The organism is Schinkia acidoalkalinis (genome assembly GCF_054301215.1).
Genome location: NZ_CP182573.1, coordinates 2,930,856 through 2,947,500, shown reverse-complemented (window position 1 = coordinate 2,947,500; position 16,645 = coordinate 2,930,856). Strand labels below are relative to the sequence as shown.

Annotated in this window: 15 protein-coding genes, 1 tRNA gene, 1 rRNA gene and 2 riboswitches; of the genes, 7 read left to right on the top strand and 10 right to left on the bottom strand. The window is 38.7% G+C overall.

Going from position 1 to position 16,645, the window contains the following annotated elements; genetic code table 11:
• Positions 1–146: 146 nt before the first annotated feature.
• Positions 147–1,693: ribosomal RNA gene (locus ACNQFZ_RS14925) — 16S ribosomal RNA — on the bottom strand.
• A gap of 411 nt (positions 1,694–2,104) precedes the next feature.
• Here ACNQFZ_RS14925 and ACNQFZ_RS14920 point away from each other — a divergent pair.
• Entirely contained in the window at positions 2,105–2,245 is a 141-nt protein-coding gene (locus ACNQFZ_RS14920) for a hypothetical protein (RefSeq protein ID WP_458412125.1), read from the top strand.
• Positions 2,246–2,317: 72 nt separating this feature from the next.
• On the opposite strand, the gene ACNQFZ_RS14915 is transcribed toward ACNQFZ_RS14920, so the two are convergent.
• The gene (locus tag ACNQFZ_RS14915) at positions 2,318–2,743 is read right to left on the bottom strand and encodes a hypothetical protein (protein WP_458412124.1); all 426 of its coding nucleotides are present in this window, start codon (positions 2,741–2,743) and stop codon (positions 2,318–2,320) included.
• 391 nt (positions 2,744–3,134) lie between these two features.
• Here ACNQFZ_RS14915 and ACNQFZ_RS14910 point away from each other — a divergent pair.
• The 3 genes from ACNQFZ_RS14910 to ACNQFZ_RS14900 all read left to right on the top strand — a co-directional run bounded on the left by ACNQFZ_RS14910 (position 3,135) and on the right by ACNQFZ_RS14900 (position 4,796).
• Positions 3,135–3,207, top strand: a tRNA-Ala gene (locus ACNQFZ_RS14910).
• Between the two features lie 171 nt (positions 3,208–3,378).
• A complete protein-coding gene (locus ACNQFZ_RS14905) occupies positions 3,379–3,576 on the top strand; it encodes a hypothetical protein (protein ID WP_458412123.1) in 198 nt (65 codons plus the stop codon).
• 275 nt (positions 3,577–3,851) lie between these two features.
• Positions 3,852–4,796, top strand: a complete 945-nt coding sequence (locus ACNQFZ_RS14900; protein ID WP_458412122.1) for a nuclease-related domain-containing protein — start codon at positions 3,852–3,854, stop codon at positions 4,794–4,796.
• Positions 4,797–5,214: 418 nt separating this feature from the next.
• Here ACNQFZ_RS14900 and ACNQFZ_RS14895 read toward each other — a convergent pair whose 3' ends face one another.
• Positions 5,215–5,925: an EAL domain-containing protein gene (locus ACNQFZ_RS14895; protein WP_458412121.1), complete on the bottom strand. Its 711-nt coding sequence runs from the start codon at positions 5,923–5,925 to the stop codon at positions 5,215–5,217.
• A 300-nt stretch (positions 5,926–6,225) separates the two neighbouring features.
• Between ACNQFZ_RS14895 and ACNQFZ_RS14890 the strand changes: the two genes are divergently transcribed.
• Positions 6,226–7,374, top strand: coding sequence for an acyl-CoA dehydrogenase family protein (locus tag ACNQFZ_RS14890; RefSeq protein ID WP_458412120.1), 1,149 nt, complete (start codon positions 6,226–6,228; stop codon positions 7,372–7,374).
• A gap of 78 nt (positions 7,375–7,452) precedes the next feature.
• Here ACNQFZ_RS14890 and ACNQFZ_RS14885 read toward each other — a convergent pair whose 3' ends face one another.
• From ACNQFZ_RS14885 to ACNQFZ_RS14865, 5 genes are all read right to left on the bottom strand, one after another.
• Positions 7,453–8,433: a uroporphyrinogen decarboxylase family protein gene (locus tag ACNQFZ_RS14885; RefSeq protein WP_458412119.1), complete on the bottom strand. Its 981-nt coding sequence runs from the start codon at positions 8,431–8,433 to the stop codon at positions 7,453–7,455.
• 39 nt (positions 8,434–8,472) lie between these two features.
• Positions 8,473–9,228, bottom strand: coding sequence for an amino acid ABC transporter ATP-binding protein (locus tag ACNQFZ_RS14880; RefSeq protein WP_458412118.1), 756 nt, complete (start codon positions 9,226–9,228; stop codon positions 8,473–8,475).
• A gap of 192 nt (positions 9,229–9,420) precedes the next feature.
• The gene (locus ACNQFZ_RS14875; RefSeq protein WP_458412117.1) at positions 9,421–10,140 is read right to left on the bottom strand and encodes an amino acid ABC transporter permease; all 720 of its coding nucleotides are present in this window, start codon (positions 10,138–10,140) and stop codon (positions 9,421–9,423) included.
• 12 nt (positions 10,141–10,152) lie between these two features.
• On the bottom strand, positions 10,153–10,860 hold the full coding sequence (locus tag ACNQFZ_RS14870) for an amino acid ABC transporter permease (protein WP_458412116.1): 708 nt from the start codon (positions 10,858–10,860) through the stop codon (positions 10,153–10,155).
• A gap of 34 nt (positions 10,861–10,894) precedes the next feature.
• On the bottom strand, positions 10,895–11,770 hold the full coding sequence (locus ACNQFZ_RS14865) for a transporter substrate-binding domain-containing protein (RefSeq protein ID WP_458412115.1): 876 nt from the start codon (positions 11,768–11,770) through the stop codon (positions 10,895–10,897).
• A gap of 160 nt (positions 11,771–11,930) precedes the next feature.
• Positions 11,931–12,036, bottom strand: a riboswitch (SAM riboswitch).
• A 203-nt stretch (positions 12,037–12,239) separates the two neighbouring features.
• Positions 12,240–12,346, top strand: a riboswitch (SAM riboswitch).
• An 83-nt stretch (positions 12,347–12,429) separates the two neighbouring features.
• On the opposite strand from ACNQFZ_RS14865, the gene ACNQFZ_RS14860 reads away from it, so the two are divergent.
• Complete coding sequence (locus tag ACNQFZ_RS14860) at positions 12,430–13,551, top strand: methionine biosynthesis PLP-dependent protein (protein WP_458412114.1); 1,122 nt, start codon at positions 12,430–12,432, stop codon at positions 13,549–13,551.
• Positions 13,548–14,738, top strand: coding sequence for a cystathionine beta-lyase (gene metC, locus ACNQFZ_RS14855; protein WP_458412113.1), 1,191 nt, complete (start codon positions 13,548–13,550; stop codon positions 14,736–14,738). Before ACNQFZ_RS14860 ends, metC begins: the two co-directional genes overlap by 4 nt.
• Before the next feature lie 49 nt (positions 14,739–14,787).
• Here metC and ACNQFZ_RS14850 read toward each other — a convergent pair whose 3' ends face one another.
• Complete coding sequence (locus ACNQFZ_RS14850) at positions 14,788–15,483, bottom strand: alpha/beta fold hydrolase (protein WP_458412112.1); 696 nt, start codon at positions 15,481–15,483, stop codon at positions 14,788–14,790.
• Entirely contained in the window at positions 15,483–16,631 is a 1,149-nt protein-coding gene (locus ACNQFZ_RS14845; protein ID WP_458412111.1) for an acyl-CoA dehydrogenase family protein, read from the bottom strand. Before ACNQFZ_RS14845 ends, ACNQFZ_RS14850 begins: the two co-directional genes overlap by 1 nt.
• Between the last annotated feature and the right edge of the window lie 14 nt (positions 16,632–16,645).

Below are 16,645 nucleotides of genomic sequence, written 5' to 3'. Positions count from 1 at the left end.
CTCCCAGCGACTAGTAAACTTCGCTCATCTCCCTACGATAAGTCAACATCGACTCACTTTCGTTCGTCGTGTTTCCTTTATCTCAGTCGATGCGCTCCAGTTTATACGTCGCTAAACGGTCGCTTCCGCTTTTCTATTTTCCTTAGAAAGGAGGTGATCCAGCCGCACCTTCCGATACGGCTACCTTGTTACGACTTCACCCCAATCATCTGTCCCACCTTAGGCGGCTGGCTCCAAAAGGTTACCCCACCGACTTCGGGTGTTACAAACTCTCGTGGTGTGACGGGCGGTGTGTACAAGGCCCGGGAACGTATTCACCGCGGCATGCTGATCCGCGATTACTAGCGATTCCGGCTTCATGTAGGCGAGTTGCAGCCTACAATCCGAACTGAGAATGGCTTTATGGGATTGGCTCCACCTCGCGGTCTTGCTTCCCTTTGTACCATCCATTGTAGCACGTGTGTAGCCCAGGTCATAAGGGGCATGATGATTTGACGTCATCCCCACCTTCCTCCGGTTTGTCACCGGCAGTCTCCCTAGAGTGCCCAACTGAATGCTGGCAACTAAGGACAAGGGTTGCGCTCGTTGCGGGACTTAACCCAACATCTCACGACACGAGCTGACGACAACCATGCACCACCTGTCACTCTGTCCCCGAAGGGAAAGTCCTATCTCTAGGATTGTCAGAGGATGTCAAGACCTGGTAAGGTTCTTCGCGTTGCTTCGAATTAAACCACATGCTCCACCGCTTGTGCGGGCCCCCGTCAATTCCTTTGAGTTTCAGTCTTGCGACCGTACTCCCCAGGCGGAGTGCTTAATGCGTTAGCTGCAGCACTGAAGGGCGGAAACCCTCCAACACTTAGCACTCATCGTTTACGGCGTGGACTACCAGGGTATCTAATCCTGTTTGCTCCCCACGCTTTCGCGCCTCAGCGTCAGTTACAGACCAAAGAGCCGCCTTCGCCACTGGTGTTCCTCCACATCTCTACGCATTTCACCGCTACACGTGGAATTCCGCTCTTCTCTTCTGCACTCAAGTTCCCCAGTTTCCAATGACCCTCCCCGGTTGAGCCGGGGGCTTTCACATCAGACTTAAAGAACCGCCTGCGCGCGCTTTACGCCCAATAAATCCGGACAACGCTTGCCACCTACGTATTACCGCGGCTGCTGGCACGTAGTTAGCCGTGGCTTTCTCGTTAGGTACCGTCAAGGTACCAGCAGTTAACTGATACTTGTTCTTCCCTAACAACAGAGCTTTACGACCCGAAGGCCTTCATCGCTCACGCGGCGTTGCTCCGTCAGACTTTCGTCCATTGCGGAAGATTCCCTACTGCTGCCTCCCGTAGGAGTCTGGGCCGTGTCTCAGTCCCAGTGTGGCCGATCACCCTCTCAGGTCGGCTACGCATCGTCGCCTTGGTGAGCCGTTACCTCACCAACTAGCTAATGCGCCGCGGGCCCATCTGTAAGTGATAGCCGAAACCATCTTTTATCATAAGACCATGTGGTCTCATGAGTTATCCGGTATTAGCTCCGGTTTCCCGAAGTTATCCCAGTCTTACAGGCAGGTTGCCCACGTGTTACTCACCCGTCCGCCGCTGAATCAGAGGAGCAAGCTCCTCGTCATCCGCTCGACTTGCATGTATTAGGCACGCCGCCAGCGTTCGTCCTGAGCCAGGATCAAACTCTCCAAAAAGTGTTTGATTGCTCAAAATTAAACTGACTTGTGTTGAACTCAAAAGTTCAACTTTGTTTGCACGCTTGACATTTTGTTTAGTTTTCAAAGATCATTTCAATTTCATTTAGCCACTGTCTTTCAGCGACATTTCTTATCATAACAAACGTTTACGCTGAAGTCAACAACTTTTATTCTTTTATTTTCAAAAACACTTAAAAAACTATGCCGCAAAAGCGACTTTTCCAATATAACATCATAATCAAGCGTGGTCAATATTAAATTGTGAACTTTTTTTGAAATTTCTATGCATATAATTTGTATATTTTGGTAACGCTTTCATATAATTATGAATAAATTACTATAGCACTTACAAACTCAAATGTTTGGTAAGACAAACAAATCAAAATCAGTTTGGGAGGTAATTAGACCGTGATTAAGAACATCATTAGTTATGTAATACCTTTTGGAGGATTGTTGGCTTTAATTTTTTCATTTCATTATTTAGATAAGTATGCTGCAACACCTATACCTAAAGAAGAGTCAATAAATACAGATGACAATGTTGAGTAATTAGGCTTAACCACTAAGTTTCTTATGTGGTTAGCCTCTTTTCTTTATTTAAGAACGAGTGTGCCTCACACATTATTTACGGTAAACAACATAAAACGGTTTTTTATCTGTTTGACCATTATGACCAATAGCTTCTACAACAATAAAGGTCAGTAAATTTTCTTGCCCATAAAAGAAAATGGTAGACCAACCGTCACTACCATCCTGGTCGATACTTAATAATTTCTTTTTGTCCCATGAATCTTGCCAAGACTTGTTTTTAACAGGTACTGTCCAAAACTTAACTTCTCTCGTATTAATTGCATCAACTTTGATTAGTAATTCCCCCGTGGAACGCTGTCTTAATGTCACCCATTGATTGATTATAGGTACAGGACTGGTTTCAATATCAATTACTTTTGGATTTAAAACTTTCCTTTCTTCCATACTCGATAAAGGAATATGGATTTCAAAAGTTAATACATTACATATAAGAAGAAATACGATATTTTTTAACAAATATTCGCACCCTTTCATACTAATGATCGTCTTTGATTGTTATTGTTTGTATTGTTTCTGAAACCATACGAATTTTCGGTTTACACTTACAGTATATAAAATATGTGCATAATTTGTGTACAACTAGTAATAATCTGTTGATAAATATATCAATCATGTTGATAACCTGTGCATAAGTATGTTTGTTTTCAGAATTAACTAAAATATGAATACGATTATTGTATATAACCTGTGGGTATTGTTGGTAATTTTTCATTTCTGTGGATATCTTGCATAATATCATGGGCTTGTAATGTTACCTTTCTATCTATAATAAAATTATTTCTTAACACATGGACTAGTGCTTTACAATTTAAATTTCAGCTATTAAAATAATTTTATAGATTTATGCGGGGGCTTAGCTCAGCTGGGAGAGTGCTTGCATGGCATGCAAGAGGTCGCCGGTTCGATCCCGGTAGTCTCCATCATTTCAAACAAAGACCACTATTCAGAAAATGAATAGTGGCCTTTTTTCGTGTTAATTGAAATGTACAAAATATTCATCAACCTATAATGTTAATTTTTAAAATATTCTTACAATAAAAACAATGTCGTGTTATAATATAATAAATCGAATGAAGGAAGGGGAAATATTTATGATTCAATGTCCAGTATGTGAAAGAGAAATTAAAGACCATGAATATGTGATCCTAGATAGCTTTACCGGCTTAACTCATTTCGCTTGTTATAACTATTACAACGATCAACCTATTGAAGAAATAGAAAACATTGGTACATATGCAACAATGAAGGAAACTTATGATTTTCTTAATGATGAATTTCCAGTTGATTAAAACCCTTTTGAAAGCATGTTGAAAATATATTGCTTCCCAAAATAAGTTAAACGTCGACGCCAAATACCATAATTTTTTCTTATACCACTTATTTTGATTTTGCGAAAAAAGATCACTATTCATACTAAGGAATGGTGGTCTTTTTATGTTGATGATAATGCTCAAAACGTTTACAGCACTATTTTGTAATAAAACACAAATAAAATACCCTTTTTGTTGAATAATCTATTAAATTCTCCTAAAATAGAATAAACAAATATGAAAGGAGAGTTTATATGATCATTAAAGAACGGAGTGAATCACTGGAATTACTGCTCTATCGATATTTAAATTCAAGAATGATTTTATCTGAAAATGAATCAACCCATTATTGGGCACTTGAAAAAGGATACCAGGGAGAACTAAATTTTGACATTCTGACCAAACTACTACAAGGTGAATTTATTTTATTAAATGATTTATTATTTGAAATTAATAATACTCATTTCCAAATCGATACGATGGTGCTGTCCTCCCAAAGTATATTTCTTTTCGATATTAAAAACTTTGAAGGTGACTATTATATTGATTCCGATAATAAATGGTGGTTATTAACAAATAAAGGTGGAAAAAAAGAGTTAAAAAAAGGAATCAAAAACCCCATCCATCAATTAGAACGTTGTGAGACCCTCCTAAAACAGATGTTTCAAAACTTAGGCTATGACTACACCATTGTTTCAAACCTCATCTTTATTAATCCTAGATTTTCCCTATATCAAGCACCACTTCACTCACCAATCATTTTTCCAACTCAGATTGAATATTTTTTAAGTCAAATGAATTTGCATTTAAAGCAATCGAAATTAAAAGAGAGTCATATTCAATTCGCGCAAAAGTTATTATCCTATCATTTGGATGAATCGCCTTTTATAAAGAAACCGGAATATACTTTTGAGCAACTTGCAAAGGGGATTTCATGTAAATCCTGCCATTCTCTAAATCTATTTTCCAGCCTAAAAACAATAGTATGCAATCAATGTGAATTTAGAGAAAATATCGAGGGCGCGGTGTTACGGAGCATTAAAGAATTTCAAATTCTATTTCCTAATGAAAAAATAACCACTACTGCTATTTATGAATGGTGTAAGATAATCAAATCAGGGACTACAATAAGAAAAGTGCTAACTAATAGCTATAAACCTGTTGGAAAACATAAAGGTTGTTATTATGTGGAAAAATAAGGAATATAACGCTACGCTGGGGAATGGCCCTAGCCTGATATTTCCTTTCAAATGAGTACTAATACTTTTTGGTGATGGTAAATCTGCTCGATATCACCACCAAACTTGGTTCTTGCTCTTTTTGGTGTTGATAAACACCCGTTATTACCACCAAACTTGGTTCTTGTTCTTTTTAGTGTTGATAAACACCCGTTATTACCACCAAACTTGGATTCTACTCTTTTTGGTGTTGATAAACACCCGTTATCACCATCAAGCTTGGATTCTACTCTTTTTAGTGTTGATAAACACTCGTTATCACCACCAAACTTGGATTCTACTCTTTTTGGTGTTGATAAACACCCGTTATCGTTAAGTTAAAAACAAAAAACTCCGTTGAACTGCAATAACATAGTTCAACAGAGTTTTTTTGCTCACCTTACATTGGCTTCGGTTTATCTAGTAGAAATCCTTGGCAAATATCAACACCTAGAAATTTAGCAATGGACAAGTCCGTTTCTTGTTCAATTCCTACTAAAACCACTTTAATATTTGATTGGTGTGCATAGTTTATGAGCGCTTTAATCATTCTTTGTTTAGGTAGTGAATTGGTCAGATTTCGTGAAAAGAAGCGATCAAGCTTTATGTAATTCGGTTCCAGCTCGATAATCATGTCGAGTGTTGACCAACCTTTTCCAACATCATCAATCGCAATGAAATATCCTAATTCTTTTAAATGGTATATTCTTTCTTTTAATGTTTCAATATCCTCTACATAATCGGTATTGACTATTTCGAAGACAATTTTTTGTGTGATGGATGCATATTGCACGGCCATCTTGTTTATAAAATCGGGGAATTCAGCATGCAAAATCGTTGATGGAAAAATATTTATAAATAAGAGGTCTTTTAATGCATTTTCATCAGAGTTGTAGATTTGCAGAACTTTAGAGATTGATTTTGTTTCTAGTTCAAAAAGTTTATGAACAATTTTTGCTTGCATAAAAATCATATCTGCTTTTCCCAGGTTTGAACGCAGCAAAATTTCTGCCCCAATTCTAGACCAATCATTTGTGCTGTACAAAGACTGTGCATAATGGTAAAATTCATCTTTTTCTATAAGTTGCTGTATAGCGGGTGTTGTAATCATTTTTAATGCCCTTTCTTTTTGATAAAACTAGTAGATTACCAATTGTTGTATATAGGAATTTTACTTCACATATAGGTTTAATACAAATTACAATTTTATGAAATTTTGCTATTTGCATGCAATAAAAGGGAATCAGCAAGTACTGCCAATTTTCTACGTCAGTAATTATTGGAATGTTACGAAAAGAAGTTATATAATAAATATATAAATAAATAAAATCCTATAAGAATAGTAAGCTATATAACTGCTATTTTAGTTAAAATTATAAGCGTTATATCATGATAAAGGAATGATACCGAAATGAAGTTTCAAGATCTAAGCACAATGGATGAAAGGCTCGAGTTCATGAACACGTTATCACAACGTTTTTTATTAAGAGCTGCTAAAATTGATCAGGAAGGAAGCTTTCCGTTTGAAGATATTTCGGAGTTAAAAGACTCAGGGTACACAGCCTTAACCATCCCGAAAAAATATGGTGGGGAAGGAATTTCTCTTTCCGATCTCGTCCGCTTTCAAGAGTATATTGCTAAAGGTAATGGCGCAACTGCTCTATCAATCGGCTGGCATATGGGGATTATCCAAGACCTTGGTGAAAAAAATTCATGGAAAGAATCCATATTCCAAGAATTGTGCGAGAACGTAAAAAGAGGAGCACTTATCAATACTTGTGCCTCTGAACCACAGACAGGAAGCCCAACCCGAGGCGGAAAGCCCACAACCACTGCCGTCAAAGAGGGCGACCATTGGGTAATTAACGGTCGGAAAACATTTTCAACAATGGCCCCTGTGCTTGATTACTTTAATGTGACGGCTACTGTTGAAGAGACAGGGCAGGTTGGGTACTTTTTGATTCCAAGGTCAACACCTGGCCTAGAAATTAAAGAAACCTGGGATAGTATCGCTATGAAAGGAACAGGGAGTCATGATCTAATCCTAAATAACGTAATGATTCAAGAAGACAACCTTGTTCAGTGGGTTGAGCAATCTAAAAATTCTGCTTCAGGGTGGCTGCTTCATATCCCTGCATGTTACTTAGGAATCGCACAAGCTGCACAAGATTATGCGATTGCTTTTGCCAAGGACTATTCCCCAAATAGTATTATCGGCTCCATCGTCGATCTACCGTATGTAAAACAAAAAATTGGGGAAATGGAGCTAGAAATAATGAGGGCGAGACATTTTCTTTATTCGGTTGCTAAACAATGGGATCATTCAAGTGAAGAAGAACGGAATCAATTAAAACCTGAATTAGCTGCGGTGAAGCTTGCGGTAACAAACAGCGCTATCAAAGTTGTGGATCTTGCAATGAGAGTGGTTGGAGCCCAAAGCTTATCAGCTAAGAATCCTTTGCAGCGGTATTACCGTGATGTCCGTGCAGGCCTCCATAACCCACCAATGGACGATGCAACAATCTTATTGCTGGCGGATAAAGCTATTACACAAAAATAAATATATACACAAAAAAACTACCAACTTCCAAGCTGGAACCATCTAACCAGCGGAATTTGGTAGTTTTATAGTTTTATATTACAGAATACTTGCTTTATCTATCACCCATTTAATTCTCTCAAAGTCAATGTCATTTGGTAAAGAGCAATCAGCACCAATAATAACACCTGTTTTTCCAGCCTTTGCAATAAGATCCTCAGAAAATGCTTCGATTTCCTCTTTTGATCCAGTATGCAATAATTTCCCTGGCCGGTTATCGAATCCACCGATAACGGCTTTACCGCCAAAAAGCTTCTTACCTTCTGCAAGACTAACATTTTCAATTGTTACTGCCCAGTTTACTGCTTTTGCGTCATAATCCTGCCATACAGCCAGGTTATTTTTGTTGCCGGCATAGCCGCAGCAATGAAGAATATTATTAGCGCTTGCCTCGTTTGCCCTGCTTAACACTAGCTTGTCGCTCGGCGTTATATATGTACGATATTCATCATAGGACAATGCACCATTCAGCGGATTTTGAACACTTAAGTAAATACCTTCTGAGCCCGCTTCATTAATGACTAGTTCCGATAATTGGGCTAAATCCTGTGCGATTACGTCAAGCGCAAAGGCTACCGCTTCCGGGTCTTGTCTAAATAACTCAACAAATTTTTCATCTGAAATGGCAAATCTCAAAAAGGTTGCAGGTGAAAAGACGTTATAAAATGCACTTGTATCATCTAAAAAGCCTACTACTTTTTTGGCTAGTTCCACCTGCCCCCGGAGCCATGGGTGCTCTTTACCTACCGGCTTAAAATTTCTTAAATCAGCAGCAGTATATAAATTTTCGTAAACATCACTCGGATAACGGAAATAGCCATCGCTCATAATTTTCACAAAATCAGGTTGTACTTCTTTTATAAATTTTTCATGAAGAGTGATGCTTTGTTCGATTAATGCTGGATTTGACGAACCATGGTGATGGACCTCTTCGGGAAGAAAATGAAACCAAAATCCAACTGGTACCCGGTCCACAGGTTTATTATTAAATGCATTCAACAGTCTTTCTCTTTTTGACATATGCTTATCCACCCTTTTATGATTTAGTATTTGTAAACTTTAGATGTAAAAAGTGAAATCTTCAGGAATGACTCTCTTTAAGAACTGCCGCGTTCTGTCCTCTTTTGGATGGGTGAAAATTTCTTTCGGTGTGCCTTCTTCCACAATCACGCCCCCATCCATGAAGATGACTCGATTCGCCACATCCTTGGCAAAAGACATTTCATGGGTGACAACTAACATTGTCGTCCCTTCTTTTGCGATATTTTTCATAACTGTTAATACCTCACCAACTAATTCCGGGTCCAGCGCAGATGTTGGTTCATCAAATAAAATAATGTCAGGATTTAAGGCAACTGCTCTGGCAATTCCGACCCTTTGCTGTTGGCCGCCTGACAATTCACTCGGATAAGAATTATATTTTTCAGATAGCCCAACTTTATCGAGGGCATTTTTCCCAATCTTAATTGCTTCTGTTTTTGGGATCTTCCGCCCAATAATAAGTCCTTCTGTTACATTTTCTAGCGCTGTTTTATTATTGAACAAATTATAATTTTGAAAAACAAAGGCAACCTTCTGCCGAATGGCATGAATTTCTTTTCTCGATGCTGTTTTAAGGTTTACATCAATCTCACCAAAATTTGCATGGCCTTGATCTGCCTTTTCAAGAAAATTTAGGCAACGCAGCAATGTTGTTTTGCCTGAGCCACTTGGCCCAAGGATGACGACGACATCACCCTTATCGATTTTCAAGTCGACTCCTTTTAATATTTCATTTTTCCCAAAGGACTTATGAATATTTTTAATCTCTAACATCGAACCACCTCTCTTCGTGCCTCAGGCTTTTGCCATTTTATACTAGATCAAATACACCTCGGTGTATTTGCGCCCAGATTTTTATCGAGCTTGCTCGATAAATTACCTCTAAAAATCTGAGGCATCCGCCGGAGGCTTTAACTTCATTCAGTCGGAATTTGAATTTATAAACAAACTCCATTACCTCGCCACCTATGGAAGCGTTACACTTCTGCGGAATGAAGTTAAGCGCTTTTCATACAGTTTAAAGGCATACTCAACTAAACTACAAACGATTAAATATACTACAAAAATATCAATATAGGCCTCAATATAATTGTAGCCGACATTTGCAGCTACTTGAGCTCTGAGTGTAATCTCTTTCAATGACATGGCATATCCTAACGATGTTGCTTTAATTAGGTTGACGGTGGCTGTACATATATTCGGTAAAGCAACCACTAATACCTGCGGAATAATGATTCGTCTAAATGCCTGAACATTGCTTAACCCAACTGACTGGGCAGCTTCTAATTGCCCTTTGCTCACTGTACCAAGCGCTGAACGAAATACTTCAATCAGAATAGCAGTTGTATTTAATGAAAAAACGATAAAGGCATACCATATCGGATTAACATCATACACATTCATTTCAATCTTATATGCCTTAAATATTGATGCCAGTAGGAGGGGAACACTGTTATAGATAATGAAAATTTGGACAATAACAGGCGTCCCTCTTACAAATGAAACATAAACTTGGGCAAAACGATGGACAACTGGGATTTTGTTAATCCTTGTTAAAGCCAACAAAAATCCTAGTGGCAGTGCTATCAGTAAGGCAACCACAGTAATGAGAAGTGCTGTAGGTACTCCTGACAATGCAACAAAAAATGTATCTATTAAAAACTCATAGTTTAGACCCTCGGACACTTTCCCACCACCTTACGTTGTTTTAATCAGTTGTTTTCCTTTACTGAAGGCTTTTTCCAATGTAAAGAATAGTTGTTCGATTGCGATCGATAACACCCAATAAATAATGGATAACGCGATATAGATTTCTAATGCATGGGCATTCAGGTTAGCAGCAATGATGAGATTTGCTTTTCCCATAACATCAATCAATCCAATCGTGTATGCTAATGCCCCTTCTTTCAGCAGCTCAAGCAAGCTATTTCCGAAGTTTGGCAACGCTACTACAAATGCCTGAGGTAAAATAATTCTCCTGTATGCTTGAAAATCACTTAAACCAACGCTGACAGCAGCCTCAAATTGCCCCCGGTCTATTGATTGATAGGCAGTTCGAATAACCTCAGACATTAAAGCACCGAATTGGAGTGTAAAAGTAATAATAACAAAGATGGCAGTGTCAATATCATTTAGATTTACGCCAAAGTTTTCTGCGATAGCTGGAATTCCATAATAAGTAAGAAACAGCAGGACAATCGATGGTGTACACCGTAAGACGGTTGTATAGCCATGGGCAATTTTTTGAGCAATCTTACTTCTAGATAGTTTCATCACAGCTAAGATTAAACCTAAAATTGTACCCAATACGACAGACAGTCCTGCCACGAAAAACGTCATTTTCAAAAATGGAAGTAACATAGGGATTGCATCTACAATATAGGTTGCATCAAAATATTTTTCCATGTTTCATCTCCCCTTTTCTTCCAGGCAATCGTGTTTATTTTTCTGCTTTATCTAATACTTCGAACAAATCTCTGCCATAGAATTGTTTGCTCAATTCATTTAGCTTCCCTTCAGCTTTCAATTTTTTGACGGCTTCATCATAGGCATCTGCAAACTTTTGTTCTTTTTTGTTAAAAAGAGGCCATGTTTTGATAACAGCAAACTCATTGTAAACCACATCATTGGCCAAGTTATGATATGGACCATCTTCCGCCTTTACTTGTTTATCAAACTGCCCTTCAATGATAACGCCGCCATCGACACGGCCTTCATTTACCCATTGAACAACATCAACTGTAAAGGCATCACCAGCTTCGAGTTTAACCTGATTATCAGGATGGGCCTTATTGTATTCATCGATTACAGTATATTGAGCATTATTGGCAGCAATTGGTGCTAAAGAAAATCCTGCTGATGCAAAGTCTGACAAGGTCTTAATATTCTGGTTTTCTTTCTTTAATACGAGTCCAGTACTACTTAATCCAAGAAATTCTTTAGGATAAAGAAAGCTCTTCGTTCTTTCTTCGGTAAAGAAGGCATTTTTGACACCTACCTGATATTTCCCTTGCTGCACCCCAACCAATAAATCATCACTTGACGTCCCTACATATTCAAATTCATATTGCGGAAGCAACTCATCCACTAGTTTCATAGCTTCTACATCATATCCAGTTGGATTTCCTTTTTCATCTAACCATGACATCGGCTTTGATGCCTGGTCATAGGCAACTTTAACTTTTACTACTTTCGTATCATTACTTGCTTTTGAAGTAGCATTTGCACTAGACGATTCGTTTGATCCACAACCTGCTAGGAGTGTTACTACTGCTAATCCTGTTGCAATCACATTTAATAACTTTTTATTTTTCATCTTATTAATCTCCTTTTCTATTTTAAAATAGTTTTAAATGTTCCAAAAATTAATAACAAATGAACCCTTTATTTCATACCCCCTATGTAATATTTTAAGGTTTCCTAAAGAAAAAAGTCCCTTCCTATAAGAAGAGACTCTGCTTTACGACAGTAGTCGCCTCTTATCTTCCAAGTTCATTACACTTGCTGGAATTAGCACCTTGTCATATAAAACAGGTTGCTGAGGTGTCATTGGACCAGTTCCTCAACCTCTCTTGATAAGAAACTTAAAACTCTATTAATCAATGTTAATTTATAAGATACTAGCATTAAAATCAGATGTCAAGAAAAAAATCTAATTATTCCGACCGAAAAACTACGAATAAAAATAAGAAAGAAATGGGGATATTTTTTCAAAATTTCTCTTGTATTATTCTTGAATCAATAATAATATTAAAAAAAATACATTATTAATAATTACATACTCATTCTTATCAAGAGAGACGGAGGGATTGGCCCTATGAAGTCTCAGCAACCAGCCCAAAATGGGCACGGTGCTAATTCCAATAGGCGATAGATGCCTTAAAGATAAGAAGAATGTTTCCGTTACTAGAGGCCTTCTTCTTATAAGAGGGCCTTTCTTTATTGCCCTTAATCATATGGAAAGGGATGATTTTCATGTTGGATAAGAGGATTGAAACAAAACTAGTACAGATAGGGAACAAAAGCGATCAAACTACAGGTGCAGTAAATCCACCTATTTATTTATCAACAGCCTACCAGCACGAAGGACTTGGCGTGTCCACAGGTTATGATTACACGCGTACAAAAAATCCAACCAGATCAATTTTGGAAGAAGGAATTGCGAGCTTAGAAGCTGGCGATTTGGGTTATGCCTGTAGCTCCGGGATGGCTGCGATTCAACTTGTTCTGTCACTATTCCAAACAGGTGATGAATTACTAGTTGCAGAGGACATTTATGGCGGTACATACCGTTTGATTGAGCAATATAGAAATACTTATGATATTAAAGCAACCTATTCTGAATTTAGTGGGAGCAACAAACTAGAGCAGTTAATTAATCCAAATACAAAAGCTATTTTTATCGAAACTCCAACGAATCCATTAATGCAAGAAATTGATATTAAACAGCTCGCAGCTCTAGCCCATAAGTACAACTTATTACTGATTGTTGACAATACCTTTTTAACCCCCTATTTTCAACGACCACTAGAATTCGGAGCAGATATCGTTGTTCATAGTGCAACTAAATATATCGGAGGCCACAATGATGTATTAGCGGGATTAGTCGTTGCGAAAGGCAAAGCCATTTGTGAAAAGTTAGCATACAATCATAACGCTTCCGGTGCAATTCTTTCACCCATTGATTCCTGGTTATTAATCAGAGGGTTAAAGACACTTCATTTACGGATGAAGCAGCATGATGAAAATGCAAAAAAAATCGCTAAATACTTGATTAATCAAACTTTAGTTACCGACGTTTTATATCCCGGCAAGGGCGGCATGCTATCGTTCCGTTTAAAAGAAAGCAAATGGGTGGCACCGTTTTTGAAAAACCTTCAATTAATTACATTTGCCGAAAGCCTTGGCGGTGTCGAAAGCTTTATTACTTATCCCGCTACGCAGACACATGCCGATATTCCATATGAAGAACGTACACGGCGTGGTGTGTGTGACCGGCTCTTACGTTTCTCCGTTGGTATTGAAAATGCCGAGGATTTAATAGCAGATCTAAGTCAAGTATTTTCGAAATTAGAAAAAGGGGATGTTGAGGCATGAGTCTGTACAAAGACAACTTCGAAACAAAATTAATTCACCGCTCCCTTAGTGATGACATTGAGCAAAAAACAGGTGCTGTAAACGTGCCGATTTATGCATCATCTACCTTTCACCAATCAAACTTTGATCATTTTGGACCATTTGATTATAGCCGCTCCGGAAACCCAACACGGCAGGCTCTTGAGCAAAAAATTACCGAACTGGAAGGCGGAACAAAAGGATTTGCCTTTGCATCAGGTATGGCGGCCATTTCCTCTGCTTTTATGCTGCTTTCTGCTGGTGATCATGTCGTCATTTCCGAAGACGTTTACGGGGGAACGTACCGGTTTATAACAAAAGTATTAAATCGATTCAAGATCAACCATACTTTTGTAGATATGACTGACTTAAATGAAATTGAAAAAGCGATACAGCCCAATACCAAGGTCATTTATATTGAAACTCCTTCAAATCCATGCTTAAACATTACGGATATTGAAGAAGTAGTTAAAATTGCAAAAGCAAACAACTGCTTAACATTCTTAGACAACACCTTTATGACACCGTTGTATCAAAACCCGCTGCATTTAGGTGTAGATGTTGTACTCCATAGTGCCACTAAATTCTTATCTGGCCATAGCGATATTATTGCTGGTTTGGCAGTAACAAAGAATGAGCAACTAGGAGAAGAGCTGGCATTTATCCAAAATTCCTTTGGGGCCATTTTAGGCGCAGAGGATTCCTATCGGTTACTTCAAGGAATTAAAACATTAGGAGTCCGCCTCAAACAATCATCTGAATCTGCACTAAAATTAGCAGCCTATTTACATGAACACCCACTTGTTGAGGAAGTGTTTTATCCTGGATTCCCTTTTCACCCAGGGCATGATATTCAATGCAAACAAGCAAAGGGATTCGGAGCCGTCCTGTCATTTCGCTTACCTGATAGAGAAACGGCAAAAGTATTCGTTGAACATATGCGAATCCCTGTTTTCGCTGTAAGTCTCGGTGCTGTTGAATCCATTCTTTCTTATCCCGCAAGAATGTCCCATGCAGCAATGCCTCAAGAAGAAAGAGAAAAGCGAGGAATAACAGATGGTCTTTTAAGACTTTCGGTCGGGCTCGAACATGTAGATGATTTGATTGCTGATATTGACCAGTCATTACAAGTAGCACTACAGCTGCACGAGAATATCAAACTGGGATAGGCAACGCAAAAAGTCCTTCATCTTTGCGATGAAGGACTACTCTGTCTAATTAAATACATTTATAAAAGGAAATTATTACCTCTAACAATCCCTCGCCTTTTTCCACATTCAAATAATGACCTGCCCCTTCTATTTTTATTGTTGTAATATTCCTTGCAATTGCCAGCATGTCTTCCTCGGCAGTGTTTGGAATTAACCGATCCTCTGTACCATATACAGCTAAGATTGGAACTTCCATTTGACTTACTTTCTTTCTACCACTTTTATAATTCGCACAGCTGATGAAGTCCTTTACAATGGTTGCTTGTGAATTATAAGTCAGCTCATTTCTTTCCTCGTCTAATAATCCATAGTCAATATCTTGAGCATAGGACGCCCTAAAAAACGATTCAGGAAAACTAGTACTAGAAGATAAATTGTCTAACACTTTTGGGTGAACGGGCAGCTCATAATGGCTGCCAACTAGTATAAGACCTTTTATGTAAGGGTTTCCTGCAGCAACTTCTATGCCGATTAAACCACCCATTGAATGACCGATGATAATGGTATCTTCTCCTATTTCTTTCCTTATTATATATGCAAATTCCTCAATGCTTTCAGGAACCTCCTGTGTATCTTGCCCATGTCCCGGTAAATCTATGAAACTATAAGGAACTCCTGAACGATCAAGCCCCTCTTTTAGTTTTCTCCACTTACTCCTTGTTGCACCTGCACCGTGAATAAACAGAAGCTTTAAAATGGCCATTATTTAGTACCTGCCAATATGCTTTTGGCGATAATGATCCGTTGGATCTGATTTGTACCTTCGTAAATTTGGGTGATTTTTGCGTCACGCATCATTCGCTCAACGGAGTATTCATGTGTATAGCCATACCCGCCCAGTAATTGAACAGCATCGACGGTTACCTTCATTGCCACATCGGAGGCATATAGCTTCGCCATGGATGATAACTTTGTAACCTCCGGATTTTTGCCTTCCACAGCTACATCATTAACCTTAGCAGCTGCTTGATAAACAAGTCCACGCGCCGCTTCAATTTGCGATGCCATATCGGCCACCGTAAACTGGATGCCTTGAAACGAGCTAATTTTCTTGCCAAACTGTTCTCTTTCAGCAATATAGGCTAAGCTAACATCAAGTGCTCCTTGAGCTATTCCCAAGGCCTGAGCCGCCACTGTTGGCCTCGATTTATCAAACGTCTTCATGGCTAAAAGCCAACCCTGACCTTCCTCACCGATAATATTACGAGCAGGTACCCGGCAATTTTCAAAATATAGCTGTGCTGTCGGAGAGCCTTTAATGCCCAGCTTTTTTTCGAGCTTACCAACCTCTAATCCCGGGGTATGACGATCGACAACAAAGGCGGTAATCCCCTTCTCAGTTTTAGCAAATACCGTATAAAAGTCGGCAACATTGCCATTTGAGATAAAGATTTTTTGCCCATTAATAACATAATCATCGCCATCCTTTTTGGCGTACGTTTTTAAGCTTTGTACGTCGGAGCCGGCATTTGGTTCTGTAAGCGCATAAGCCGCAATCTTTTTGCCGGAGGCTACATCTGGGAGATATCTTCTTTTCAGATCCTCTGAACCCCCAATCAAAATAGGCAACGTACCTAGCTCCTGAACAACGACAACCTGTGAAGAAGATGCACAAACACGGGCAATCTCCTCAACAATTATACAGAAGCTTAACAGGTCTAGACCTGACCCACCATATTCCTCTGGAATATTTGCACCAAGGTAGCCGTACTCAGCCAACAGTTCTTTAATATCCATTGGATATTCGCCGGCTTCATCAATTTCATTGGCGCGGGGTTTGATTTTTTCCTGTGCAAGTCGATGGATACTTTCCTTAATTTCTTGATAGTCTTGCGGTAATTGAAAAAGCATGGTTGAACCTCCTT